Below are 23766 nucleotides of genomic sequence, written 5' to 3'. Positions count from 1 at the left end.
CACCGCACGGCCTAGGGTCGGAGCATGGCCTCTCAACGAGTGAAGCTGACCGTGCAGGACCCCGACGGTGAACGCGTCGTCGATCTCTCGAGTCCGAACAAGGTGGTCTGGCCCACCGATGACGGCAAGGGGATCACCAAGGCGGAGTACGCCGACTACGTGCAGCAGGTGTCGGGTGCGTTCCTGACCTCCACCGGCCATCGGCCCGTCTCGCTCGAGCGCTTCCGCGACGGCATCGAGGGCGAGCAGTTCTTCTCGAAGAATCCGCCCAAGGGAACCCCCGACTACGTCGAGTCCGTCATGTGCACCTACAACAGCGGGCGCCGCCACCCGCAGATCGTGCTCACCCGCCCGAGCGCGATCGTCTGGGCCGTGCAGATGAACACCGTGGTGTTCCACCCCTGGGCATCCCTCGCCTCCGACACCGACAACCCGGTCGAGCTGCGCATCGACCTGGATCCGCAGCCGGGCACCGGCATCGAGCAGGCCGTTCCGGCTGCGATCGAGCTGCGCGAGGTGCTGCGTGAGGCGGGCCTCGATCCGTTCATCAAGACCAGCGGCAACCGCGGACTGCACGTCTTCAGCCCGATCGTGCCGGAGTGGGAGTTCCTCACCGTTCGTCACGCAGTGATCGCCGCAGGACGCGAGCTCGAGCGGCGGATGCCGGACCGGGTGACCACGAACTGGTGGAAGGAGGAACGAGGAGAGCGGATCTTCGTCGACTTCAACCAGGCCAACCGCGACCGCACGATCGCCGGTGCGTACAGTCCGCGTGCGAAGCCGAACGCGCCGGTCTCGACGCCCATCCATTGGGACGAGCTCGACGACATCGATCCGACCCGGTTCACGGTGCGGACCGTGCCGACCCGACTCGCCGAGGTCGGCGACCCGTGGGCGACCATGCAGGACTCGCCAGGTCGCATCGACACGCTGCTCGAGTGGTGGGACCGTGACGTCGAGAACGGTCTGGGTGAGCTGCCGTTCCCGCCGGAGTTCCCCAAGATGCCCGGTGAGCCGCCGCGCGTGCAGCCGAGCAAGAAGGTGGCCGGCAACTGGGATGAGAACGGCGAGCGGATCGACGACTGACCGCGCGGCCTACCGGGTCACTGCAGCACGTCGGCCAGGTCGTACCCCGCGACGGTCTCGAGCTGGTCGTAGGTGCACGATCGGGCATCGCGATCCGGCCGCCAGCGGTCGAACTGCACGGTGTGCCGGAAGCGGTCTCCCTCGAGCTGGTCGTAGCGCACCTCGAGAACCCGCTCGGGGCGCAGCCGAACGAAGGTCATGTCCTTCGAGCCGGCGAAGCGAGACCTCTCGCTCTCGCCGGTCACGGCGTCGCCCGCCTCGTCGCGCACGACCAGCGGCGCGAGATCGTCGACCAGCTTTCGGCGCATGGCGTCGGTCCACGCGGCCACACCGCCCACCTGTCGCAGGTTGCCCGCGTCGTCGTAGAGACCGACCAGCAGCGACCCGACGCCCGAGCCGCTCTTGTGCACCCGATAGCCGAGCGCGACCACGTCGGCGCTGCGGGCGTGCTTGATCTTGATCAGCGTGCGCTTGCCCGGCGCATACGGGTCGTCGAGCGGCTTCGCGACGACCCCGTCGAGGCCGGCGCCCTCGAACTCCGAAAGCCAGCGCCGCGCGAGCTCGGGATCGTCGGTCGTGCGGGTGAGGTGCAGCGGATGAGGGGCATCGCCCAGCATCCGCTCGAGCCGAGCCCTGCGCTGGCGGAACGGATGCTGCTGCAGATCCTCATCGCCGTCGGCGAGGAGGTCGAAGGCGATGAACATCGCCGGGGTCTCGGCCGCGAGCTTCGCGACCCTGGAGGCCGCCGGATGGATGCGCTGGCTCAGCGCCTCCCAGTCGAGTCGCTGCGACCCGGCGGGCCCGGTGGCGACCACGATCTCACCGTCGAGCAGACAGGGACCCGGCAGGATCGCGGAGAGCTGCTCGACCAGCTCGGGGAAGTAGCGGGTGAGCGGCTTCGCTCCGCGTGAGCCGATCTCGAGCGTCTCGCCGTCCCAGGCGACGAGTCCGCGGAAGCCGTCCCACTTCGGCTCGTAGAGCATCGGCCTCTTGGACGGGTCGGGGACGGATGCCGCCGCCTTGGCGAGCATGGGGGCCGGGATCTCGTACATGTGCGCGGGTCCTCTCGGTTCGCGTCAGAAGAGGTCGTCGAGGGTGTGCAGAAGACGAGCGTCGCGGAGCGCGGTGCGGGCGGCGTGCCAGCCAGCCATGCCGTTCACCCCTGGCCCGGGCGGAGTGGCGGCGGATGCCAGGTACACCCCGCGCATGGGCGTGCGCCACGGTGCGCGGGAGAGCACGGGACGCTTCGCGGCCTGCAGCATCGTGAACGCCCCGCCGAACACGTCGCCGCCGATCTCGCTCGCATTGAGCATCTCGCGTGCCGACGCCGGCACCGAATGGCTGGCGAGCACGAGGTCGCGGAAACCGGGGGCGAAGCGCTCGACCTGGCGGGTGATGAGCTCGGTGGCGTCGATCTGCGACCCCGCGGGCACGTGGATGTACGTCCACAGCACGGCCTTGCCCGCGGGCGCGCGGGTGTCGTCCAGCACCGAGGGCTGCACGGCGAGCACATACGGATGCTCGCTGACCGTGCCGCGGGCGACCGCGTTCTCGCTGGCCCACACCTCGTCGCGGGTGCCTCCGATGTGCACGGTGGGTGACTGCGCGACCACCGGGTTCGCCCACGGGATCGGCCCGTCGAGCGCGAAGTCGACCTTCGCCGCGGCGGCGCCGTAGCGGTAGCCGCGCACCGCACGTGCGTAGCCCGCGGGCACGTCGGGAAGGGTGAGAGCGAGCCTGGGAGAGGTGTTGAGCACGAGCAGGTCGCCGCGCGCCGGGTCGCCCCAGTCGAGGCTGCTCAGGTCGTCGATCCGCTCGCCCGACCGGATGCTGCCGCCGTGCGCCTCGATGTCGGCGATCATGGCGTCGGCGATGCGCTGCGCACCGCCGCGGGGGTACATCCACCCGCCCGCGTGACCGTGCGCGACGAGCAGCAGGCCGGCGGCGGCGGAGCTCAGGGAGGGCATCCGGCTGTTCGCGTGCGCCATCACGCCGGCCAGCAGCGCCGCGCCCTCCTCGGTGCGCAGGGTGAGGCGGGCGAACGGCGTGCCCTGCTCGAGCATCCGCAGCGCGTAGCGCGCGGCGATGACCGGGTGCCCTGGCATCCGGAACAGCTCGTCGCCTGTGAAATCCACGACGCCGTCGATGCCCTCCGCGAGCGGGCGTGCGAGCGCGAGCCAGGCGCGCTCGTCGGCCCCCAGCTCGCGGGCCGTGCGGTCGATGTCGCGCCAGGCGATGGCCGCGCGCCCGTCGTCGAGCGGGTGCGCGTAGGAGATCTCGGGCGTGATCCAGTCCACCCGCTCGGCGAGGCGGAATGCGCGGAAGAACGGTGAGCTGAGCGCGGCGGGATGAACGGCCGAGCAGACGTCGGAGATGAATCCCGGCAGAGGGCCGGGCACGGTGCGCACCCCGCCGCCGACCGTGTCGGCTCCCTCCACGACCTCGACCCGGTAGCCCGCCCGCGCCAGGGAGACCGCCGCGACGAGCCCGTTCGGTCCGCTGCCGATCACCGTCGCCCGTGCCATGCGCCCCAGTCTCGCACGCACCGGGACGTCAGACAGGGGGCCTTGCGGATGAGAGAATGGATGTGATGAACGAAGTACAGGGTCCGACCCCCGCAGGAACCTCCCGACCGTATCGATCGCTGGCTGAAGCGCTGCGTGCGCACCGCATCCCCGCCGAGAATCACGAGTTCATCGGAGCGGTGACCGACGCCGTGGGCATCAGCAGCTACATCGACCGGGGCCGGTACATCGAGGCCATCCGCCGCACGCCCGAGGCACCGTTGCACATCGGTCGCACGTACATCAACGGCTTCGCAGAAGACGAGCAGATCACCGTCGGCGGTCGCGTGCTGCCGCTGCTGCCCAGCGAGGGGCGCGCGCCGTACTTCTACGTCAACCAGCCAAGCGGCCTGCCGAGCGTCTCGGCGGCGAAGCGCCCGGCGGCGGGTGCCCGCAAGCCCGCGGCATCCCGGCCCGCTCCCGAACCGCGCGGGCCGAAGGCCACCAACCTCGCCGAGCGCGACTACGGCGTGTGCGACGTGTGCTTCATGGTGAAGAACGCGTCGGGCAAGTGCGGCTGCGACGAGTGATCGCCGCGCGGGCTCAGGAGAGCTGAGCCTGCACCCGGCGTGAGATCTCGGCGATCGGCATCGACCGCGGGAACACCGCCACCACCACGTCGTCCGCCGCGGCCTGCGCCGAATCCGGAAGGACTCCGTAGCGGCGGCGCACATCGTCGAGCGCGCTCTGCAGAACGCTCAGCTGCACCTTGTGCCCTCGCAGCAGCTGTCGCAGCACGTGGTTGTGCACGGCGGTGATCAGCGCAGAGAAGCCGACCGCGTCGATGGGGGCGAGCCCTGGCAGCGAGTCGCGCAGGTACTGGTCGAACAGTCGCTCGTAGCGGAACACCGTCACGATCTCGCGATCACGCAGCACGGGGACGTCGCGGACGATCTCGTATCTTCTGCGGGCGAGCTCGGGGTCACGGGCGAAGTGCGTGAACACGCGCTCGGATGCCTCGCAGACGGCGGCCCACGGGTCGTCGTGCGGCTCGGCGAGGAACGTGCGCAGCTCGTCGAGCAGCGCCTCGTGGTCGGTGAAGACGACATCCTCCTTGCCGCCGAACTGGCGGAAGAAGGTCGACCGCGATACACCTGCGGCTTTTGCGATCTGCTCGACCGATGTCGCCTCGAACCCCTGTTCGGCGAACAGATCGATCGCGGCGGCGACGACGCCGGTGCGGAGCTCAGTCGGATGCTGCATAGGGGAGAGCCTAGACCCGCGGTCCGGGGCAGGTCGTGCACGGTAGTAGGCTTTGCAATCGGGTCGAATGATAATCGACACCCGACAGAACTGTCGCGTCCCACCCGCCGCAACCAGCGAAGGACTGCACTGTGGATCTCTACGAGTACCAGGCACGAGACCTTTTCGAATCCTACGGAGTGCCGGTTCTCGCCGGCATCGTCGCCGACACCCCTGAGGAGGTGAAGGCAGCGGCCGAGAAGCTCGGTGGAGTGGTGGTCGTCAAGGCACAGGTCAAGACCGGTGGCCGCGGCAAGGCCGGCGGCGTCAAGGTCGCCAAGAACCCCGAAGAGGCGTACGAGGCCGCGAAGGCGATCCTCGGGCTCGACATCAAGGGCCACATCGTCAAGCGCGTCATGGTCGCGGCAGGCGCCCGCATCGCCGAGGAGTTCTACTTCTCGGTGCTGCTCGACCGCGCCAACCGCTCGTACCTCTCGCTGTGCAGCGTCGAGGGCGGAATGGAGATCGAGCAGCTCGCGGTCGAGAAGCCCGAGGCGCTCGCCCGCATCGAGGTCAACCCGCTGACCGGCATCGACAAGGCGAAGGCCGTCGAGATCGCCAAGGCCGCGAACTTCCCCGAGGACCTCGTCGAGAAGGTCTCCGACGTCTTCGTGAAGCTGTACGAGGTCTACAAGGGCGAGGACGCCACACTCGTCGAGGTGAACCCGCTCGTCCGCACCGAGGACGGCGAGATCATCGCCCTCGACGGCAAGGTCACCCTCGACGAGAACGCATCCGAGATCCGTCACCCGGGTCACGAGGCCCTCGCAGACAAGGACTCCGAGAACCCCCTCGAGGCCAAGGCCAAGGCATCCGGCCTCAACTACGTCAAGCTCGACGGCCAGGTCGGCATCATCGGCAACGGCGCGGGTCTGGTGATGTCGACCCTCGACGTCGTCGCCTACGCCGGTGAGAAGCACGGCGGTGTCAAGCCGGCCAACTTCCTCGACATCGGCGGTGGTGCATCGGCCACCGTCATGGCTGCCGGCCTCGACGTCATCCTCGGCGACGAGCAGGTGAAGAGCGTGTTCGTGAACGTCTTCGGCGGCATCACGTCGTGCGTCGCCGTCGCCGACGGCATCGTGAAGGCCCTCGAGATCCTCGGCGACGCGGCCACCAAGCCGCTCGTCGTGCGTCTCGACGGCAACCAGGTCGAGGAGGGTCGCGAGATCCTCGCCGCAGCCAACCACCCGCTCGTCACCCTCGCCGCCACCATGGACGAGGGCGCCGACAAGGCCGCCGAGCTGGCGAACGCCTGACGCGAAGGAATCAACGACATGTCGATCTTCATCAACAAGGACTCCAAGGTCATCGTCCAGGGCATCACCGGCGGTGAGGGCACCAAGCACACCGCCCTGATGCTCAAGGCGGGCACCAACATCGTCGGCGGTGTGAACGCGCGCAAGGCCGGCACCACCGTCGCCCACACCGACAAGGACGGCAATGCCGTCGAGCTCCCCGTCTTCGGCTCGGTCGCCGAGGCCATGGAGAAGACCGGTGCCGACGTCTCGATCGCCTTCGTGCCCGGCGCCTTCACCAAGGACGCCATGGTCGAGGCCATCGACGCCGAGATCCCGCTGCTCGTCGTCATCACCGAGGGCGTGCCCGTCGGCGACAGCGCCGAGGCCTGGGCGTACGCCACCGAGAAGGGCAACAAGACCCGCATCATCGGGCCGAACTGCCCCGGAATCATCACGCCGGATGAGGCGCTCGTCGGCATCACGCCGGCGAACATCACCGGCAAGGGGCCGATCGGCCTCGTGTCGAAGTCGGGAACCCTGACCTACCAGATGATGTTCGAGCTGCGCGACCTGGGCTTCTCGACCGCCATCGGCATCGGCGGCGACCCGGTCATCGGCACCACGCACATCGACGCGCTCGCCGCGTTCGAGGCCGACCCCGAGACCAAGGCCATCGTCATGATCGGCGAGATCGGCGGCGACGCCGAAGAGCGTGCGGCCGACTACATCAAGGCGAACGTCACCAAGCCGGTCGTCGGCTACGTGGCCGGCTTCACCGCTCCCGAGGGCAAGACCATGGGCCACGCCGGCGCCATCGTCTCGGGCTCGGCCGGTACCGCTCAGGCCAAGAAGGAGGCCCTCGAGGCCGCCGGCGTCAAGGTGGGCAAGACGCCCAGCGAGACCGCTGAGCTGATGCGCGCCATCGTCGAGGCTCTCTGATCTGATCCGGCTCTGATCTGAGCTAGACTCGTACACGAAGGCCCCGGGCTCCACCCCGGGGCCTTCGTCATGCCCGGGCGAGCGACCGGGTCATCTTGAGCGACGACCGCATCTCCGAAGGATGCCGTGCGCCACAGAGTCCTTCCAGAGGTCCTTCAGCTGCCGCTTGCCTGGGCACAGCAGAAAGGACGACCGCGATCGGGAAGGAAGAACCCGATTCGGGCATCCTTCACGATCGCGATCGTCCTTCAGAAGTGACGATCAGGGTCAGCTGAGCAGCATCTCCACGGGACCGCGGGCGAAGTAGATCAGGAAGCCGGCGGTGACGATCCACAGCAGCGGGCTGATCTCCTTCGCCTTGCCCGAGAACGCGCGTGCGGCGACCCAGCCGATGAAGCCCGCGCCGATGCCGTTCGCGATCGAGTAGGTCATAGGCATGACCGACACGGTGAGGAAGACGCCGAACAGGGCCGAGAAGTCGGTCAGATCGATGAAGCGGATCTGGCTCATCATCAGCGCGCCGACGATCACGAGCGCAGCCGCCGCGACCTCGGTGGGCACGATCGAGACGAGCGGCGTGAAGAACATGGCGATGAGGAAGAGACCGCCCGTCACCATGTTCGCGAAACCGGTGCGAGCTCCCTCGCCGATTCCGGCGCCCGACTCGATGAACACGGTGTTCGACGAGGCGGAGGTCGCGCCGCCCGCGACGGCGCCGACGCCCTCGACGATCAGCGCCGACTTCAGGCGCGGGAAGTTGCCGCGCTCGTCGGCGAGATCCGCTTCCTTCGCGAGGCCGGTCATGGTGCCCATCGCGTCGAAGAAGTTCGTGAACACCAGCGTGAAGACGAGCATGAGCGCCGCCAGTGCGCCGATGCGCCCGAACGCGCCGAACAGATCGAACTGGCCGACCAGCGAGAGATCGGGGAGGCTGACGAGCTGAGCGGGCAGGGCGGGAACCGACAGGCCCCATCCGCCGGGGTTGTCATCGCCCTTGGCGCCGATGTGCCAGATCGCCTCGACGATGACCGCCAGCACGGTTCCGGTGACCAGACCGATGAGGATGCCGCCCTTCACGCGGCGCGCGACGAGCACGCCCGTGACGAGCAGGGTGACGACGAAGATGAGCGTGGGGACGGTGGCGACCGAGCCGCCGACTCCGAGTGCGACGGGCGGCGACGTGGCCGCCGTCACGAAGCCCGCGTTGACGAAGCCGATGAACGCGATGAACAGGCCGATGCCGACCGTGATGGCGATCTTCAGCTGCATGGGCACGGCGTCGAAGATCATGCGTCGAAGCCCGGTCGCGCTCAGCAGCACGATGATCAGGCCGTTGATGACCACGAGCCCCATGGCCTCGGGCCAGGTGACCTCGCCGACCACCGAGAACGCCAGGAAGGCGTTGATGCCGAGACCGGCGGCGAACCCGAAGGGCAGACGGGCGACGAGACCGAACAGGATCGTCATCACGGCGGCGGTGAGCCCGGTGACAGCGCTCAGCTGAACGAAGTCGAGCTGCGAGCCGTCTATGTCGGTGCCGCTCGAGAGGATGATCGGGTTGAGGATGACGATGTACGCCATCGTCACGAATGTGACCACACCTCCGCGGATCTCCGCGGCGAAGGTGGAACCTCGTCGGGTGATCTCGAAGAAGCGGTCGATTGCGCCGCGGGGTTCGGCGTCGGTGCGTGCAGGGGCATCAGTCATCGGGGGGACCTCCGCAGAGAATCTATCGGGTTCCGGCGAGCGTGCGTGCCCCGGGGGTCGGAAGGCGATGCACGACGTAGGCTCGATCCGTCATGCAACGCCTCATCGTCGCGCTCCTCGCCTCCCTCGATGCCGCCATCGCGGCGGCCGTCGGGCTCGCCCTCGTGCTCGCGCCGTTCACCCTGCTCTGGGTTCTCGCGTTCGGGATCGACGCCGACTGGGGTGCACTCTGGCCCGTGACGGGCTCTCTCTGGCAGCTCGGTCACGGCGTGCCCCTCGAGGTCGTGCTTCCGGATGCCCTGATGTCGAGCCTCGGCATCTCGAAGGAGGCGGCCCGCTTCGCCCTCTCGGTGCCGCCCCTCGCCCTGCTGATCTTCACCCTGCTGTTCGCGGCGCGCTCGGGACGCCGCGCCGCCGTTGCGGGCCGCTGGGTGGCGGGCGCCGCCGGGGGAGCGATCGCGTTCTCGGTGCTGAGCGCCGGCGTCGCCCTGACCGCCTCTTCCGACGTGCTCCGGGCTCCGCTGACCGCGGCGATCATCATCCCCGCAGCGGTGTACGCGGCCGGCATCCTGGCCGGCGGAATCACCCACGCCTGGTCGGAAGGCGACGACGGGCCGATCGACCGGCTGCGCGACGTGGTCGACGGATGGGGCGAGTGGGCTTCGGTGCCGGGCGAGGCGGTTCGCGGCGCGGCCGTCGTCGTGGTCGCACTGACCGGGGCGTCCGCAGTCGGCATCGCGATCATGACGGTGCTGCGCGGCGGCGAGGTCGTCGCGCTGTACGAGGCCGCGCACGTCGACGTGCTGGGCGCCGTCATGCTCACGATCGGGCACCTGGCCTACCTGCCGACGCTGATCGTGTGGGCCGCGAGCTGGCTGGCCGGCCCCGGTTTCGCGCTCGGAACGGGCACATCGGTGTCGCCGGCGGGCACGGAGCTCGGCGTCATCCCCGGCATCCCCGTGCTCGGCCTGGTGCCGGCGCACGCGTCCATCTGGATGCTGGTGAGCGTGCTCGTTCCCATCGCCTGCGGCGCTGTCGCCGGGTGGATGGTGCGCTCGCGCCTGGTCTGGGAGCGCACGGCTGATGGTCACGCCCCGCGGGCGGCGATCGCCGTGGGCATCGCCGCGTTGTCGGCAGGCGCCGCTGCGCTCGCAGCGGTGCTCGCCTCCGGCTCGATCGGTCCCGGTCGCCTCGCCGAGGTGGGACCGGCGGTCGGCCCCTTCGCGCTCGCGATCGGCATCGAGGTGCTCATCGGCGCCGGCATCCTGCTGCTCGCGCCCCGGCACCGCGACGAGCTCGCGGAGGAGCGCACCGACCGCTGGAACGAGGAGATGGCGGGGCTCACGGCCCCGATAGACTGACCTGGTGCTGACGCTCGCCGTTCTCATCTCCGGTACGGGCTCGAACCTCCGAGCCCTGCTCGAGGCCGCGAGCCACCCCGACTTCCCCGCGCGGGTCATCGCCGTCGGCGCCGACCGCGATGCCACAGGCCTCGCGCACGCCGAGGAGTTCGGCGTCCCGACCTTCACCGTGCCCTACACCGCTTACGCCAGTCGTGAGGAGTGGGGGCAGGAGCTGGCCGCGCAGCTGGATGCCTGGCAGCCCGACCTCATCGTGCTCAGCGGCCTCATGCGCCTGCTGCCCCCGGCCGTCGTCGAGCGCTACGCCCCGAACATCATCAACACCCACCCCGCGTACCTGCCCGAGTTTCCCGGCGCGCACGGTGTGCGCGATGCGCTCGCCGCCGGGGTGGCCGAGACCGGGGCGAGCGTCATCGTCGTCGACGACGGCATCGACAGCGGCCCGATCCTCGCGCAGGAACGCGTGCCGGTGCTTCCCGGCGACACCGAATCGACCCTGCACGACCGCATCAAACCCGTCGAACGACGACTGCTCATCGACGCAGTGCAGCGCATCGCCACCGGCGAGCTGCCCCTCTCCCGCTGACACACCCCCTCGCCCGAACGAAGGAGCACCCTCATGGCCGGCCCCCGCCTCGACCTCTCGCTGTACCGTGACCGCGATCTCGTGCCCGTCAAGCGCGCGCTGGTCTCGGTGAGCGACAAGTCCGGACTGCTCGAGCTCGCCAAAGCGCTGACGAACGCCGGCGTCGAGATCGTGTCGACGGGCTCGACGGCGCAGACGATCCGGGATGCCGGTCACGAGGTCACCGACGTCGCCGCCGTGACGGGCGTCGCCGAGATGCTCGACGGACGGGTGAAGACCCTGCACCCGAAGGTGCACGGCGGTCTGCTGGCCGACCTTCGTCTCGAGGATCACGAGCGCCAGCTCGCCGACCTCGGCATCGAGCCGTTCGAGCTCGTCGTGGTCAACCTCTACCCGTTCGTCGAGACGGTGGCATCCGGTGCCGAGCCCGACGCCATCGTCGAGCAGATCGACATCGGCGGCCCCGCGATGGTGCGTGCCGCCGCGAAGAACCACGCCAACGTGGCGATCGTCGTCTCGCCCGAGTCGTACCCGGCCATCATCGAGGCGGTCGAAGAGGGCGGCACGACCCTGGTGCATCGCCGTGAGCTCGCCGCGCGCGCTTTCGCGCACACCGCGAACTACGACTCGGCCGTCGCACAGTGGTTCTCAGAGGGCACGCTGCTCGAGGGCGGCGACCTGCCGGCGCACCTCACGGTGAAGGCTGAGCGCCTCGCGACGCTGCGCTACGGCGAGAACTCGCACCAGCGCGGTGCCATCTACACCCGCGCCGGCGGCCACGGCATCGCCCAGGCCACGCAGCTGCAGGGCAAGGAGATGTCGTACAACAACTATGTCGACGCCGACGCCGCGCTGCGCGCCGCCTACGACATGGTGCAGCCGGCTGTCGCCATCATCAAGCACGCCAACCCGTGCGGTATCGCGACCACCGCGCCCAGCGCCCTCGATCCGATCGCGAGCGCGCACCTGCGCGCCCACGAGTGCGACCCGGTGTCGGCATACGGCGGAGTGATCGCCGCCAACGGCACCGTCACGCTCAAGATGGCCGAGAACCTGAAGGACATCTTCACCGAGGTGATCGTGGCGCCCTCGTTCGAGCCCGCCGCGCTCGAGGTCTTCAAGGCGAAGAAGAACCTGCGCCTGCTGCAGCTCCCCGCCGACTGGCGTCAGGAGCGCATGGATGTGCGGCTTGTCTCCGGCGGCCTTCTGCTGCAGGACGCAGACCGCTTCCCCGACGACATCGTCTCGGTCGCGAAGAACTGGGAGCTCGTCTCGGGCGAGCGTCCGAACGACGCCGAGACGGAGAATCTCATCTTCGCCTGGAAGGCCTGCCGGGCGGTCAAGTCGAACGCGATCGTGCTCGCGAAGGACAACGCGACCGTCGGCGTCGGCATGGGCCAGGTCAATCGCGTCGACTCGTGCCGCCTCGCGGTCGAGCGGGCGGGCGATCGCGCGGCCGGCTCGGTCGCCTCATCCGACGCGTTCTTCCCCTTCGCCGACGGCCCGCAGGTGCTCATCGACGCCGGCATCAAGGCGATCGTGCAGCCGGGCGGATCTGTGCGCGACGACGAGGTGATCGACGCCGCTCGCAAGGCCGGCGTGACGATGTTCTTCACCGGGGAGCGCCACTTCTTCCACTGACGCGGAGCGCCAGCGACGCGGAAGGGGAAGAAGTGGCCGCATAAGCGGCGCAGCGAAGCGGAGCCGCAGACCGATCGTCGAGCGAAGGCGGCGGAGCCGCAAGAGTCGAGACGCGGTGACCCGGCCTCTGAACGCAGCCGGCCTCTGACGCAGCCGGCGAAGCCGCTGCCGGTAATCGTACGCAGCCGGCGAAGCCGCTGCCCGTGCTCTGAACGCAGCCGGCGAAGCCGCTGCCCGGTCTCTGAACGCAGCCGGCGAAGCCGCTGCCGGTAATCGTACGCAGCCGGCGAAGCCGCTGCCCCCGACCGTCACACGGCGGCCGTCACACGGTCGCGGACGACAGCAGGATGCTCGTCTCGCTGTCGCGGATGCCCTCGATGCCGCGGATGGTTCCCAGGGTCTCGTCGAACGACGCCAGGCTGTCGCAGCTGATCTCGGCGACGAGGTCCCACCGGCCGTTCGTCGTGTGCAGCGCCGCGATCTGCGGCACGCCGCGCAGGCTGCGGATCACCTCACGGGTGTTGCGACCCTCGACGGCGATCAGCATGATGGCGCGCACAACCGAGGCTGCCGCGGAATCGCGCACGCGCACCGAGAACCCGACGATCACGCCGCTCTCGACGAGCCGGCGCAGGCGCGTGTCGACGGTGGCGCGTGTCACTCCGAGCCGGCGGGCGAGGTTGACGACGGATTCCCTGCTGTTCGCACGCAGCAGCGACAGCAGTCGGCGGTCGAGGTCGTCGAGGGTGCTCATAGTCAGAACTTACATCGCTCCTGCACAGAATGCGCATTCGATCACGTAAATGACCATTCCTGCTGATTGAAAGTGCCAGTGCGCGCTCGTAGATTTGAACTTCAGAGTGAAGGGATGGGCGATGGTCCGTTTTGTCGATGTTCCGAACATGCGCCGCTGGCTGATCGATACCGGGATCGAGCGTGCCATCGAAGGCATCGCCGACACGATCGCCGAGGACTTCCGGCGCTGGGAGCAGTTCGACAAGACCGCCCGCGTGGCCAGCCACTCCGACGTCGGCGTGATCGAGCTGATGCCGACGAGCGACGGCGTCCAGTACGGCTTCAAGTACGTCAACGGGCACCCAGCCAACCCCTCGCGTGGTCTGCAGACCGTGACCGCCTTCGGCGTGCTCGCCGACGTCGAGAGCGGCTATCCGACGCTGTGGACCGAGATGACCATCCTCACCGCCCTGCGCACCGCGGCCACCTCGGCGACGGTGGCGCGTCTGCTCGCTCCCGAGGGGGCGACCACCATGGCGATGATCGGCACCGGCAGCCAGGCGGAGTTCCAGGCGCTCGCGTTCCGCGCGCTGCTGGGTATCCGCAGCCTGCGGGTGTGGGACACCGACCCCGCGGCCCTCGACGTGTTCGAGGCCAACATGCGTCCGCTCGGCTTCGACATCGTCCGTGCCGGGAGCGCGGCCGAGGCCGTCAGCGGCGCGCAGATCATCACCACCTGCACCGCCGACAAGGCGAACGCCACCGTGCTGACCGACGACATGGTCGTGCCCGGCGTGCACATCAACGCGATCGGCGGCGACTGCCCCGGCAAGACCGAGCTCGACGCGCGCATCCTGCATCGCGGCGAGATCTTCGTCGAGTATCCGCCCCAGACCCGCGTCGAGGGCGAGATCCAGCAGCTGGACGCCGAGCACCCCGTCACCGAGCTGTGGCGCGTCATGCGCGGCGAGGCGTCGGGCCGCACGACCGCCGATCAGATCACGATCTTCGACTCGGTCGGCTTCGCGATCGAGGACTTCTCCGCGCTGCGCTACCTCGCCGAGGCGATCGACGGAACCGACTACTTCACGGACGTCGACATCATCGCCGAGCCGGCAGACCCGAAGAACCTGTTCGCGCTCGTCGCCGAGGGTGCCGCCGCGCCCGCCCTGGCGTGAGGGCGGCGTCGGCGCAGGCGCCGAACGCCGTGGTGCTGATCCGTCCGCACCATTTCAGGCCGAATCCGCAGACGGCGGCCGACAACACCTTCCAGCGCGAGACGGATCACGACGTGTCGCGCGCGGCCTTCGACGCGTCGACCCGGGTCGCCGAGGTGCTGCGCGGCGAAGGCGTTCGCGTGCATCTGTTCGAGGACGCCGGAGAGTCGCATCCCGACAGCGTGTTCCCCAACAACTGGTTCTCGACCCACGCCGGCGGACGCGTCGCCATCTATCCGATGTACGCGCCGAACCGCAGAGGTGAGCGACGGGCCGACATCGTCGAGATGCTCAAGCGCGAGTACCGCGTGCAGGAGGTCATCGACTACTCGGGCCTCGAGCTCGACGGTCTCTTCCTCGAGGGCACGGGCGCTATGGTGCTCGATCACGTGTCGCGCATCGCCTACGCGGTGCGCTCGCATCGCTGCGACCCGGTGCTCGTCGAGCGCTTCTGCACGGTGTTCGGCTACGAGCCGGTGGTGTTCGACGCCGCTGATCCCGACGGCGTTCCGGTCTATCACACCAACGTCATGATGTGCATCGGCACCGACATCGCCCTGATCGGCCTCGACGCGATCGTCGGCGACGCGCGCCGGGCCGAGATCGCGCGGCGCATCCGTGACACCGGCCGCGTGCTCGTCGACCTGAGTGCGGAACAGGTCGCGTCGTTCGCGGGCAACGCGATCGAGCTTCGGGATGCCGATGGCGAGCGCATCCTCGTGCTCTCCGAGACAGCGCATCGCAGCCTCTCGGATGAGCAGCTGGCGACTCTGTCGGCGTCGTGCCGCGTGCTGCCGATCGACGTCTCGCCGATCGAGCTCGCCGGCGGCTCCGTGCGCTGCATGATCGCGGGCATCCACCTCGACCCGCGCTGACTAGCGCGGCCGAGGTCCGGCGGGTCAGCTCTGGGGGAGCTGCTCCGAGCGCTCGATGATGTTCAGCGCGGCGTCTCTCGCGGCCTCTCCGTCACCCGCGCGGATCGCCTGGAAGAGCGCCTCGTGCTGGTCGTCCGGAGACTCGGCCAGCGCCATGGACCCCACGCGTCGCTGGGTGATGGAGTTGCGCAGAGACGTGACGAAGCTCGCGTAGATCCCCCCGAGCAGAGCAGCGGAAGGCCCGAGGGCTGTCGCTGCTGTTCATCACGCACGATCTCGAGCTCGCCGCCGCGTGCTGCGACCGGATCGCCGTGATGTACGCCGGCGAGATCGTCGAGCAGGGCGCTCACGTGTACGAGGCACCAAGGCATCCGTACACGATCGAGCTGCTCGGCGCGAGGCCGAGCATCGAGGAGCGGGTGGACCGACTGCCCGTCCTCACCTACAACCGAGAGATCCACGAGCAGCTGAAGGCGGGCGCATGAGCGCAGCAGGTGACGCGATCATCGTCGCGCGCAATCTCAGGAAGGTGTTCCCGGCGCCCCGCGGCAGCGGCGGCGAGCCGATCGTCGCCGTCGACGACGTGTCGTTCGAGCTCTTCGAGGACGAGTGCCTGGCGATCGTCGGCGAGTCCGGTTCGGGAACGACGACGGTCGCTCGGATGCTGGTGGGCCTGGAGTCCGTGACGGGTGGCGAGCTCATGGTGCGCGGGGAGTCGCGCGCCGGGGGAGTGCGGCGCCTGGCCGACAGGCGGCGCTGGGCGCGAGAGGTGCAGTACGTGTTCCAGGACCCGTACTCGTCGCTGAACGGCCGGCAGCGCATCATCGACATCATCGCGTCGTCGGTGTCGCTGCACGGTCAGGGCAGTGCCACGCCCGCCTCGGTGCGTGCCGGCGCACAGGGCATCCTCGACAGCGTCGGTCTGGGCGAGCGCTTCTGGCAGAAGTTCCCGCATCAGCTGTCGGGCGGGCAGCGTCAGCGAGTGGCGATCGCCCGCGCGCTCGCCGCCGACCCGGGCGTGATCGTGCTCGACGAGGCGGTCGCCGCGCTCGACGTCTCGATCCAGGCGCAGATCCTCAACCTGCTCAGCGACATCAAGGCCGAGCGTCGGGTGAGCTACCTGTTCATCTCTCACGACCTCGCGGTCGTGAATCAGATCTCCGACCGGATGATCGTGATGGAGCAGGGAAGGGTCGTCGACGCCGGCGTGACATCCGAGATCCTCGCCGATCCGGTGCAGCCGTACACGCGGGCGCTGCGCGCCGCAGTCCCGCGTGCCGGCTGGAAGCCGGTCAGACGCGAGCGCCTCGCGGTCTGAGGAGGTCCGATGCGCACGCTGCTCACCGCCGATCACGTCCTCGCCTGCGAGGACGGGCAGTTCATCGAGATCCGCTCCGGGGCGGTGCTCGTCGACGGCGAGAGGATCGACTGGGTCGGACCTGCCCGCGAGGCGCCGAGCGAGGCCGTTGACGAGCGGATCGACCTCGGTCAATCGCTTCTGATGCCCGGGCTCATCGATCTCGAGGGGCTCGCCGACATCGATCATCTGCAGCTCGACTCGTGGCGCGACGATGACGGCTGGGCTGAGCTGCGCTGGTCGCGCGCGTACGCCGAGAGCGATCCCGGCGGGGCACTGACCCCGGCGGATCGCCGGCTGATGCGGCGGTACGCGGTGGCGCAGCTCGCGCTGCACGGCATCACCACGTTCATGCCGATCGCCTCCGAGGTGCACACGCCCTGGGCCGAGACGCATGACGACCTCGTCGACGTGGCTCGGGCCGCACAGGAGTTCGGCCTTCGGGCCTGGCTGGGGCCGTCGTACCGCTCGGGCGTGCCGGTGACCGAGGCCGACGGGTCGCCCGGTGTCGCGTGGGATGAAGCGCGGGGCGAGCGCGGTCTCGCCGACGCCGTGCGCTTTCTCGACACCCTCGACGACTGGGCCGACCCGCTGCTGACCGGGGTGCTGGCCCCGTGCCGCATAGAGCATGTCACCGAGGAGGTGCTGCGCGAGACGGCGCGAGTGTCGGCCGAGCGCGATGTGCTCGTTCGCGTGCACGCCCTGCAGGAGCTGGGCGAGCGCGAGCACTTCGATCGGGTCGCGGGCACCACCCAGCTCGGACTGCTCGAGCGCGCCGGCCTGCTGGGACCCCGGCTCATCGTGGCGCACGGCGTCTACCTCGACGTGCATCCCGACGTGCACGGCGAGGACAGGGGCGAGCTCGCAGCCCTCGCCGCGGCGGGTGCGTCGGTCGTGCACTGCCCGCTCACCAACGCCCGCTATGCCTTCCTGCTCGAGGATCTCTCGCAGTACCTCGATGCCGGGGTGAACATCGCGATGGGCACCGACTCGTTCCCGCCCGATCTGATCCGCGCCATCGATCACGGCGTGCAGCTGTCGAAGGCGCAGCACGGCGACCTGTCGCGCGGAATGCTCGCCGAGTACGTCCAGGCGGCGACGCAGGGCGGTGCGAGGGCGTATGCCGATCGCAGTGCGCGTGAGGCGACGCCGGACGAGATCTTCCCGTCGGTCTTCCCCGTTCGTCGCTGAGAGACCGGACGCGAACGAGAACTGCGATGTCCGATTTCCGCCAGCCGAGCGTCCGCGGCCGTGACAGCATGGAGGCATGAGCACCACCGAGCACGACGAGCGCTACCGCGCGATCAGCGCGAAGGACACCCGCTTCGACGGGCAGTTTGTCACCGCCGTGCGCTCGACCCGCATCTACTGCCGGCCCAGCTGCCCGGCCCGTACTCCGAAGCCCGAGAACGTCACGTTCTACCCCACGAGTGCGGCCGCCCACGAGGCCGGCTATCGCGCCTGCAAGCGCTGCCTGCCCGAGGCTGCACCGGGGTCGCCCGCGTGGAATCTGCGCGGGGACGCCGCAGCGCGCGCCATGCGCCTGATCGCCGCAGGGGTCGTCGAGCAGGAGGGCGTGCCCGGTCTCGCCCGCCGCCTCGGCTACTCGCCGCGGCACCTCACGCGCCTGCTCACCCACGAGCTGGGCGCCGGCCCGCTCGCCCTCGCCCGCGCGCACCGCGCGCACACCGCCCGCATGCTGCTGGTGGGCACCGACCTGCCCATCTCGGAGGTCGCGTTCTCGGCCGGCTTCACGAGCATCCGCCAGTGCAACGACACCATCCGCGAGGTGTTCGAGATGACACCGGGTGAGCTGCGCGCCAAGCGCAGGGCGGGAGCGCAGGCCGTGCACGACGGGATGCAGGGCGCGATCGACCTGCTGCTGCCGCACCGCACGCCGATGGACGCGGCCGGCGTGTTCGCCTGGATGGACGCGAGGGCGCTGCCCGGCGTCGAGACGGCGACGCCCCGGTCTTTCGCCCGGCATCTTCGAATGCCCGGCGGTCCGGCGCATTTCGAGATCAGGCAGACCGAGGAAGGGCAGCTGCGCCTGCGCGCGAACGTCACCCGTCTCGGCGACCTCGCACCACTGGTGTCGACCGCGCGACGGCTGTTCGACCTCGACTCCGACCCGCAGGCGGTCGACGAGGCGCTCTCCGCGCATCCCGAGCTGGCTCCGCTCGTGACCGCGATGCCGGGCATCCGGGTGCCGGGCGCCGCCGACCCGCACGAGATGCTCATCCGCGCCATGGTCGGACAGCAGATCACCGTCGCCGCGGCCCGCACCGCGCTGACGTCGCTCGCCGAGCAGCTGGGGGAGCGGCTGCCGGACGGAGGGCTGCTCTTCCCGACCATGGCGGCGATCGCCGAGCACGGCGCCGAGGTGCTGCGCGGGCCTGCAGCCCGCATCCGCGCGATCACCGGCGCCGCGGCAGCGCTCGCCGACGGCTCCCTGACCCTCACCGTCGGCGATGACGCCGCCACGCAGCGTGCAGCGCTGCTCGCGATGCCGGGAATAGGCCCGTGGACCGCAGACTACGTGCGCATGAGGGTCATCGGCGACCCCGACGTGTTCCTGCCGGGCGACGTCGCCGTCCGCGCCGGCGCCGCAGCATCCGGGCTGCCCGCAGACCCGGCGTCCCTCACCGCCTGGGCGGCGCGCATCGCGCCCTGGCGCAGCTACCTGACCGCACACCTGTGGCGCGCAGCACCGGCACGGCCGGTCAGGCGCGCACGCACCGCATCGAAGGAGTCGTCATGACCGCACTCATCCAGACCATCCAGACCCCGGATGGCCCGCTCACGATCCTGACCGATGACGCGCAGCAGGTGCTCGCCTCCGGCTGGAGCGACGACCAGGCGGCGATCGTCGCGCGCGTGCACCCGTCGCTGCGGCCGAGCGCGATCGGCGAGGGCGAGACGGATGCCGCCGACGCGGCGCGCGCGTACTACCGGGGCGATCTGCACGCGATCGACTCCGTGCGGGTGCGCCAGCGCGGGACCGCGCTGCAGGCAGCCGGGTGGGAGGCGCTGCGCCGCATCGAACCGGGCCGCCCCCTGAGCTACAGCGAGTTCGCCGTCGAACTCGGCAGCCCGCAGGCCGTGCGCGCCGCTGCATCCATCTGCGCCCGCAACGCCCCGGCGCTGTTCGTGCCCTGTCACCGCGTGCTGCGCAGCGACGGCTCGCTCGGCGGCTTCGCCTGGGGACTGCCGGTGAAGCAGAGCCTGCTCGCCCGCGAGAGCGGCGCGCTCTGACGGCGGCTGCCCGACTCTCCCCGGACTCTTGCGCAGAAAGCGCCTTCCCCCATAGGCTCGAAGGCTGTCGCGCCGACCGGGCGATGAAGCCGAGCCCCAGGAGGAAGCCATGATCACGACGACTGTCACCACACTCCTCGGCTCGCGCGCACTCCGCCTGCGCGACTGATCGCGCGGCCGGCGACCTGGAGTCGCCCCGAGCCGCGCCCGCACCGGATGCCCTGGCATCCGCATCCGTCTTCGTCACCCACTCGTCACGCAACCGAGAGTCATGTCTGCCACCTCCTCTTCGTCGTCATCCCTGTCCACGTTCGCCGCCCTCTGGCGCCTCAAGCCCTTCGTCCAGCCGATCATCGGCCGTCTCATCGGCGGCGCGCTCAGCGCGCTCGCCGCCGCCGTCATCGCCCTGATGATCCCGATCGTGCTCGAGCAGGTCGTGAAGAACTTCGACCTCGGGTCCGGCGCGAACAGCGCTGTCGGATTCGTGTTCGCCGGCGCGTTCGGCGTGCTCGCGCTCGCCTTCGGCGAGGCGGCGATGGTCTGGCTGCGCCGCTGGTTCATCCTGACCCCTGCGACCGAGGTCGAGTTCCAGATGCGCGCCGAGCTGTACTCGCGGCTGCAGAACCTGCCGGTCGCGTTCCACGACCGCTGGCAGTCGGGCCAGCTGCTCAGCCGGATGATGCAGGACATCGGCCTCATCCGGCGCTGGATCGCCTTCGGGCTCATCCTGCTTGTGGTCAACGTGCTGACGATCATCATCGGCGCCGTGCTGCTGTTCCGCTGGCACTGGCTGCTCGGAGTCATCTTCCTCGTCACGGGCGTGCCGATGTGGATCCAGGGATACCTGTTCGAGAAGCGCTACGGCACCCTCGCCCGGCGCAGCCAGGACCAGGCAGGCGACCTCGCCACCAGCGTCGAGGAGAGCGTGCACGGCATCCGGGTGCTCAAGGCGTTCGGCCGCGGCAAGCACGCGCTCTCGCGCTTCAGCCGCCAGGCCGAGACCCTGCGCGAGACCGAGCTGAGCAAGGCGCGCGCGATCGCCGAGATCTGGTTCTGGCTCGACCTCATGCCGCAGATCGCGTTCGGACTCAGCCTCATCTCGGGGATCTGGCTGATCGCCCAGGGGCAGATCGACGTCCCGCAGCTGTTCGCGTTCTTCGCCATGGCGGCCGTGCTGCGGTGGCCGATCGAGTCGATCGGCTTCCTGTTCTCGTTCATGCTGGATGCCCGCACCGCGACCGACCGCGTGTTCGACATCTACCAGGAGACCAACACCATCACCGACCCCGAGAAGCCCGTGCGGCTCGGGCAGGCGCGCGGCGAGCTCGCGTTCGAGGGCGCCCACTTCCGCTACCAGGACGCCGGCCCCAGCGAACGCGACCTGCTCGACGGCATCGACCTCGTGCTGCGGCCGGGCGAGACGATGGCGCTGGTCGGCCTGACCGGGTCGGGCAAGACCACCCTGACCACGCTGCCTGCTCGTCTCTACGACGTGACGGCGGGGCGGGTGACCCTCGACGGCATCGACGTGCGCGATCTCGAGCTCGCCGAGCTGCGTCGTCACGTGGCGATGGCCTTCGAGGACGCGACGCTCTTCTCGGCATCCGTCCGCGAGAACGTGCTTCTGGGCCGAGCCGATCTCGACATCCACGGAGAAGAGGCCGAGCGCGTGCTGCGCGAGGCTCTCGACGTCGCGCAGGCCGGGTTCGTCGACACGCTCCCGGACGGCGTCGAGACGATCATCGGCGAGGAGGGGCTGAGCCTCTCCGGCGGCCAGCGCCAGCGTCTCGCGCTGGCGCGCGCGGTCGCCGCCGACCCGAAGGTGCTCGTGCTCGACGATCCGCTCTCGGCGCTCGACGTCGACACCGAGGCGCTGGTCGAAGAGGCGCTTCGGCACGTTCTCGCAGAGACGACCGCGCTGATCGTCGCGCACCGGCCGTCGACCGTCGCGCTCGCCGACCGGGTGGCGCTGCTCGAACGCGGCCGCATCACTGCGGTGGGCACGCACTCCGAGCTGCTGCGCACGAGCTCGCACTACCGCCACGTCATCTCGAGCCTCGAAGCCGAGGAGGCGGCGCGCACCGGCGCGATCGACATCATCACCGACGCGAGCATCGACGCGTCGACGAACGAAGAGGAGGTGCAGGCATGAGCATCGCAGGCACCCAGGGCGAGGACCGCTCCAACTACACCAAGGCCGAGAGCCGGGCCATCCGGCAGCGATCGCTGCGCCTGCTCGGTTCGCTCGTCGAACCGCTGAGACTGCGCATCGTGATCGCCGCGCTCGTGCTCGTCGTCTCCACGGCGCTGCAGGTCGCGGGGCCGATCCTCATCGGCGTCGCTCTCGACCGTGCGCTGCCGCATCTGCTCGAGACGGCCGACTGGATGCCCGCGATCACCGTCACGATCGTGTACCTGGTCGCCGGCATCACCGCCTCGGCGCTGATCGGTCTGTACGTCGTGCTCGCCGCGCGCATCACCCAGGCGGTGCTGCTCGACCTGCGCAAGCGCATCTTCCTGCACACCCAGCGGCTCAGCCTCGAGTTCCACGAGTCGTACACGTCGGGCCGGATCATCTCGCGCCAGACCAGCGACCTCGACTCGATCCGCGAGCTGCTCGACGGGGGACTCAACAACCTCGTCTCCGGCGTGCTGTTCGGCCTGTTCACCTTCATCGCGCTGGTGATCGCCGACTGGCAGTCCGGTGCGATCCTGCTCATCGCGGGCATCCCGCTCCTGCTGCTGATGCGCTGGTTCTACAGCCGCTCGCAGGTCGTCTACCGCGAGTCGCGCGTGATCAGTGCCAAGGTGATCGTGCAGTTCGTCGAGACGATGACCGGCATCCGGGCCGTGAAGTCGTTCCGCAAGGAGCCCCGCAACGACGAGACCTTCCGCAAGGTGGCCGGCGACTACCGCGACATCAACCGCCGGTCGATGGTGCTGTACGGCACCTTCGAACCGGGGCTGATGGCCATCGCGGCGCTGACCCTGGCGGGCGTGGTTCTCTGGGGCGGTCTGCGGGTGGCCGACGGAGCGCTGGGGGTCGGTGTGCTGCTGGCCACCGTGCTGTACGTGCGCAACTTCTTCGCGCCCATGCAGGAGATCGCGATGTTCCTCAACTCGTACCAGTCGGCGACGGCCGCGCTCGAGAAGGTGTCGGGCGTGCTCGAAGAGCAGCCGACCGTGCCCGATCCCGAGAAGCCGATCGATCTGTGGGAGTCGCGCGGCGCGCTGCGCTTCGAGGGCGTGCGGTTCGCCTACAGCAACGACAAGACGATCCTGCCCGACTTCACCCTCGACATCCCGGCCGGGCAGACGATCGCTCTCGTGGGCACCACGGGTGCCGGCAAGTCGACCCTCGCCAAGCTCGTCTCGCGCTTCTACGACCCGACCGAGGGCCGGGTCACGCTCGACGGCGTCGACCTGCGGATGCTGCATCCGAAGGACCTCCGTCGCGCCATCGTGATGGTCACGCAGGAGGCCTATCTGTTCAGCGGGACCGTCGCCGACAACATCGCGCTCGGCAAGCCGGACGCGACGCTCGACGAGATCCGTGCGGCCGCTCGTGCGGTGGGGGCCGACGAGTTCATCTCCGCGCTGCCCGACGGGTACGGCACCGACGTCAACAAGCGAGGCGGCCGGGTGTCCGCCGGGCAGCGTCAGCTGATCTCGTTCGCGCGGGCGTTCCTCGCCGACCCCGCGGTGCTCATCCTCGACGAGGCGACGGCCTCCCTCGACATCCCGTCGGAGCGGCTCATCCAGCAAGCGCTGCAGACCCTGCTCGCCGACCGCACGGCGATCATCATCGCGCACCGCCTGTCGACGGTCGCGATCGCCGATCGCGTGCTGGTGATGGAGCATGGCCGCATCATCGAGGACGACACCCCTGCGGCTCTGATCGGCGGCACCGGCAAGTTCGCTCAGCTGCACGCGGCCTGGCAGGAGACGCTGGTCTGAGAT

22 protein-coding genes are annotated in these 23766 nt (G+C 69.6%); 16 read left to right on the top strand and 6 right to left on the bottom strand.

The annotated features are described in order from the left end of the window. Positions 1-24 precede the first annotated feature (24 nt). Positions 25-1086, top strand: a complete 1062-nt coding sequence (ligD, locus tag AB0N59_RS00165; protein ID WP_363477032.1) for a non-homologous end-joining DNA ligase — start codon at positions 25-27, stop codon at positions 1084-1086. A gap of 17 nt (positions 1087-1103) precedes the next feature. Here ligD and AB0N59_RS00160 read toward each other — a convergent pair whose 3' ends face one another. Then, a complete protein-coding gene (locus AB0N59_RS00160; RefSeq protein ID WP_363477029.1) occupies positions 1104-2138 on the bottom strand; it encodes an ATP-dependent DNA ligase in 1035 nt (344 codons plus the stop codon). A 24-nt stretch (positions 2139-2162) separates the two neighbouring features. Continuing rightward, entirely contained in the window at positions 2163-3611 is a 1449-nt protein-coding gene (locus AB0N59_RS00155) for an NAD(P)/FAD-dependent oxidoreductase (RefSeq protein WP_363477026.1), read from the bottom strand. Between the two features lie 65 nt (positions 3612-3676). Here AB0N59_RS00155 and AB0N59_RS00150 point away from each other — a divergent pair, with 65 nt between their 5' ends. Beyond that, positions 3677-4180, top strand: coding sequence for a hypothetical protein (locus AB0N59_RS00150; protein WP_363477023.1), 504 nt, complete (start codon positions 3677-3679; stop codon positions 4178-4180). Between the two features lie 13 nt (positions 4181-4193). Here AB0N59_RS00150 and AB0N59_RS00145 read toward each other — a convergent pair whose 3' ends face one another. Continuing rightward, complete coding sequence (locus AB0N59_RS00145; RefSeq protein WP_363477020.1) at positions 4194-4853, bottom strand: helix-turn-helix domain-containing protein; 660 nt, start codon at positions 4851-4853, stop codon at positions 4194-4196. 131 nt (positions 4854-4984) lie between these two features. On the opposite strand from AB0N59_RS00145, the gene sucC reads away from it, so the two are divergent. Both sucC and sucD read left to right on the top strand, forming a co-directional pair. Continuing rightward, a complete protein-coding gene (sucC, locus tag AB0N59_RS00140) occupies positions 4985-6151 on the top strand; it encodes an ADP-forming succinate--CoA ligase subunit beta (protein ID WP_204975843.1) in 1167 nt (388 codons plus the stop codon). Positions 6152-6169: 18 nt separating this feature from the next. Next, positions 6170-7072 carry a succinate--CoA ligase subunit alpha gene (gene sucD, locus AB0N59_RS00135; RefSeq protein WP_363477016.1) on the top strand — a complete coding sequence of 301 codons (903 nt, stop codon included), beginning with the start codon at positions 6170-6172 and terminating at the stop codon, positions 7070-7072. A 267-nt stretch (positions 7073-7339) separates the two neighbouring features. On the opposite strand, the gene AB0N59_RS00130 is transcribed toward sucD, so the two are convergent. Next, positions 7340-8779: an NCS2 family permease gene (locus tag AB0N59_RS00130; RefSeq protein ID WP_363477013.1), complete on the bottom strand. Its 1440-nt coding sequence runs from the start codon at positions 8777-8779 to the stop codon at positions 7340-7342. Between the two features lie 92 nt (positions 8780-8871). Between AB0N59_RS00130 and AB0N59_RS00125 the strand changes: the two genes are divergently transcribed. From AB0N59_RS00125 to purH, 3 genes are read left to right on the top strand one after another with little or no spacing between them, the layout of a single operon-like run. Continuing rightward, complete coding sequence (locus tag AB0N59_RS00125) at positions 8872-10140, top strand: DUF6350 family protein (protein ID WP_363477010.1); 1269 nt, start codon at positions 8872-8874, stop codon at positions 10138-10140. Positions 10141-10144: 4 nt separating this feature from the next. After that, the gene (gene purN, locus AB0N59_RS00120) at positions 10145-10726 is read left to right on the top strand and encodes a phosphoribosylglycinamide formyltransferase (RefSeq protein WP_363477007.1); all 582 of its coding nucleotides are present in this window, start codon (positions 10145-10147) and stop codon (positions 10724-10726) included. Positions 10727-10759: 33 nt separating this feature from the next. Beyond that, positions 10760-12367: a bifunctional phosphoribosylaminoimidazolecarboxamide formyltransferase/IMP cyclohydrolase gene (purH, locus tag AB0N59_RS00115; RefSeq protein ID WP_363477004.1), complete on the top strand. Its 1608-nt coding sequence runs from the start codon at positions 10760-10762 to the stop codon at positions 12365-12367. Between the two features lie 322 nt (positions 12368-12689). On the opposite strand, the gene AB0N59_RS00110 is transcribed toward purH, so the two are convergent. Beyond that, positions 12690-13121, bottom strand: a complete 432-nt coding sequence (locus AB0N59_RS00110; RefSeq protein ID WP_363477001.1) for an Lrp/AsnC family transcriptional regulator — start codon at positions 13119-13121, stop codon at positions 12690-12692. 121 nt (positions 13122-13242) lie between these two features. On the opposite strand from AB0N59_RS00110, the gene AB0N59_RS00105 reads away from it, so the two are divergent. Further along, positions 13243-14280: an ornithine cyclodeaminase gene (locus AB0N59_RS00105; RefSeq protein ID WP_363476998.1), complete on the top strand. Its 1038-nt coding sequence runs from the start codon at positions 13243-13245 to the stop codon at positions 14278-14280. Positions 14281-14309: 29 nt separating this feature from the next. Next, entirely contained in the window at positions 14310-15194 is an 885-nt protein-coding gene (gene ctlX, locus AB0N59_RS00100; RefSeq protein WP_363476995.1) for a citrulline utilization hydrolase CtlX, read from the top strand. A 24-nt stretch (positions 15195-15218) separates the two neighbouring features. Here the strand turns inward: ctlX and AB0N59_RS00095 are convergent, their stop codons facing one another. Continuing rightward, complete coding sequence (locus AB0N59_RS00095; RefSeq protein ID WP_363476992.1) at positions 15219-15350, bottom strand: FCD domain-containing protein; 132 nt, start codon at positions 15348-15350, stop codon at positions 15219-15221. A gap of 155 nt (positions 15351-15505) precedes the next feature. Between AB0N59_RS00095 and AB0N59_RS00090 the strand changes: the two genes are divergently transcribed. From AB0N59_RS00090 to AB0N59_RS00060, 7 genes are all read left to right on the top strand, one after another. After that, positions 15506-15679: a hypothetical protein gene (locus AB0N59_RS00090; protein ID WP_363476989.1), complete on the top strand. Its 174-nt coding sequence runs from the start codon at positions 15506-15508 to the stop codon at positions 15677-15679. After that, positions 15676-16512, top strand: coding sequence for an ATP-binding cassette domain-containing protein (locus AB0N59_RS00085; protein ID WP_363476986.1), 837 nt, complete (start codon positions 15676-15678; stop codon positions 16510-16512). The genes AB0N59_RS00090 and AB0N59_RS00085 overlap by 4 nt, the downstream gene beginning before the upstream one ends. Positions 16513-16521: 9 nt before the next feature. Then, positions 16522-17742, top strand: coding sequence for an amidohydrolase family protein (locus AB0N59_RS00080; RefSeq protein WP_363476983.1), 1221 nt, complete (start codon positions 16522-16524; stop codon positions 17740-17742). 76 nt (positions 17743-17818) lie between these two features. Further along, positions 17819-19312, top strand: coding sequence for an Ada metal-binding domain-containing protein (locus AB0N59_RS00075; RefSeq protein WP_363476980.1), 1494 nt, complete (start codon positions 17819-17821; stop codon positions 19310-19312). Next, positions 19309-19806 (top strand): methylated-DNA--[protein]-cysteine S-methyltransferase, encoded by a 498-nt coding sequence (locus AB0N59_RS00070; RefSeq protein WP_363476977.1) that lies wholly within the window; start codon positions 19309-19311, stop codon positions 19804-19806. The genes AB0N59_RS00075 and AB0N59_RS00070 overlap by 4 nt, the downstream gene beginning before the upstream one ends. 271 nt (positions 19807-20077) lie before the next feature. Next, a complete protein-coding gene (locus AB0N59_RS00065) occupies positions 20078-21958 on the top strand; it encodes an ABC transporter ATP-binding protein (RefSeq protein ID WP_363476974.1) in 1881 nt (626 codons plus the stop codon). Beyond that, complete coding sequence (locus AB0N59_RS00060; RefSeq protein WP_363476971.1) at positions 21955-23763, top strand: ABC transporter ATP-binding protein; 1809 nt, start codon at positions 21955-21957, stop codon at positions 23761-23763. Before AB0N59_RS00065 ends, AB0N59_RS00060 begins: the two co-directional genes overlap by 4 nt. Positions 23764-23766: the final 3 nt, after the last annotated feature.

This window comes from Microbacterium sp. NPDC089321 (assembly GCF_040684935.1).
In the GTDB taxonomy this organism is placed as follows: domain Bacteria; phylum Actinomycetota; class Actinomycetes; order Actinomycetales; family Microbacteriaceae; genus Microbacterium.
This window is presented reverse-complemented; position numbering and strand designations above follow the sequence as displayed.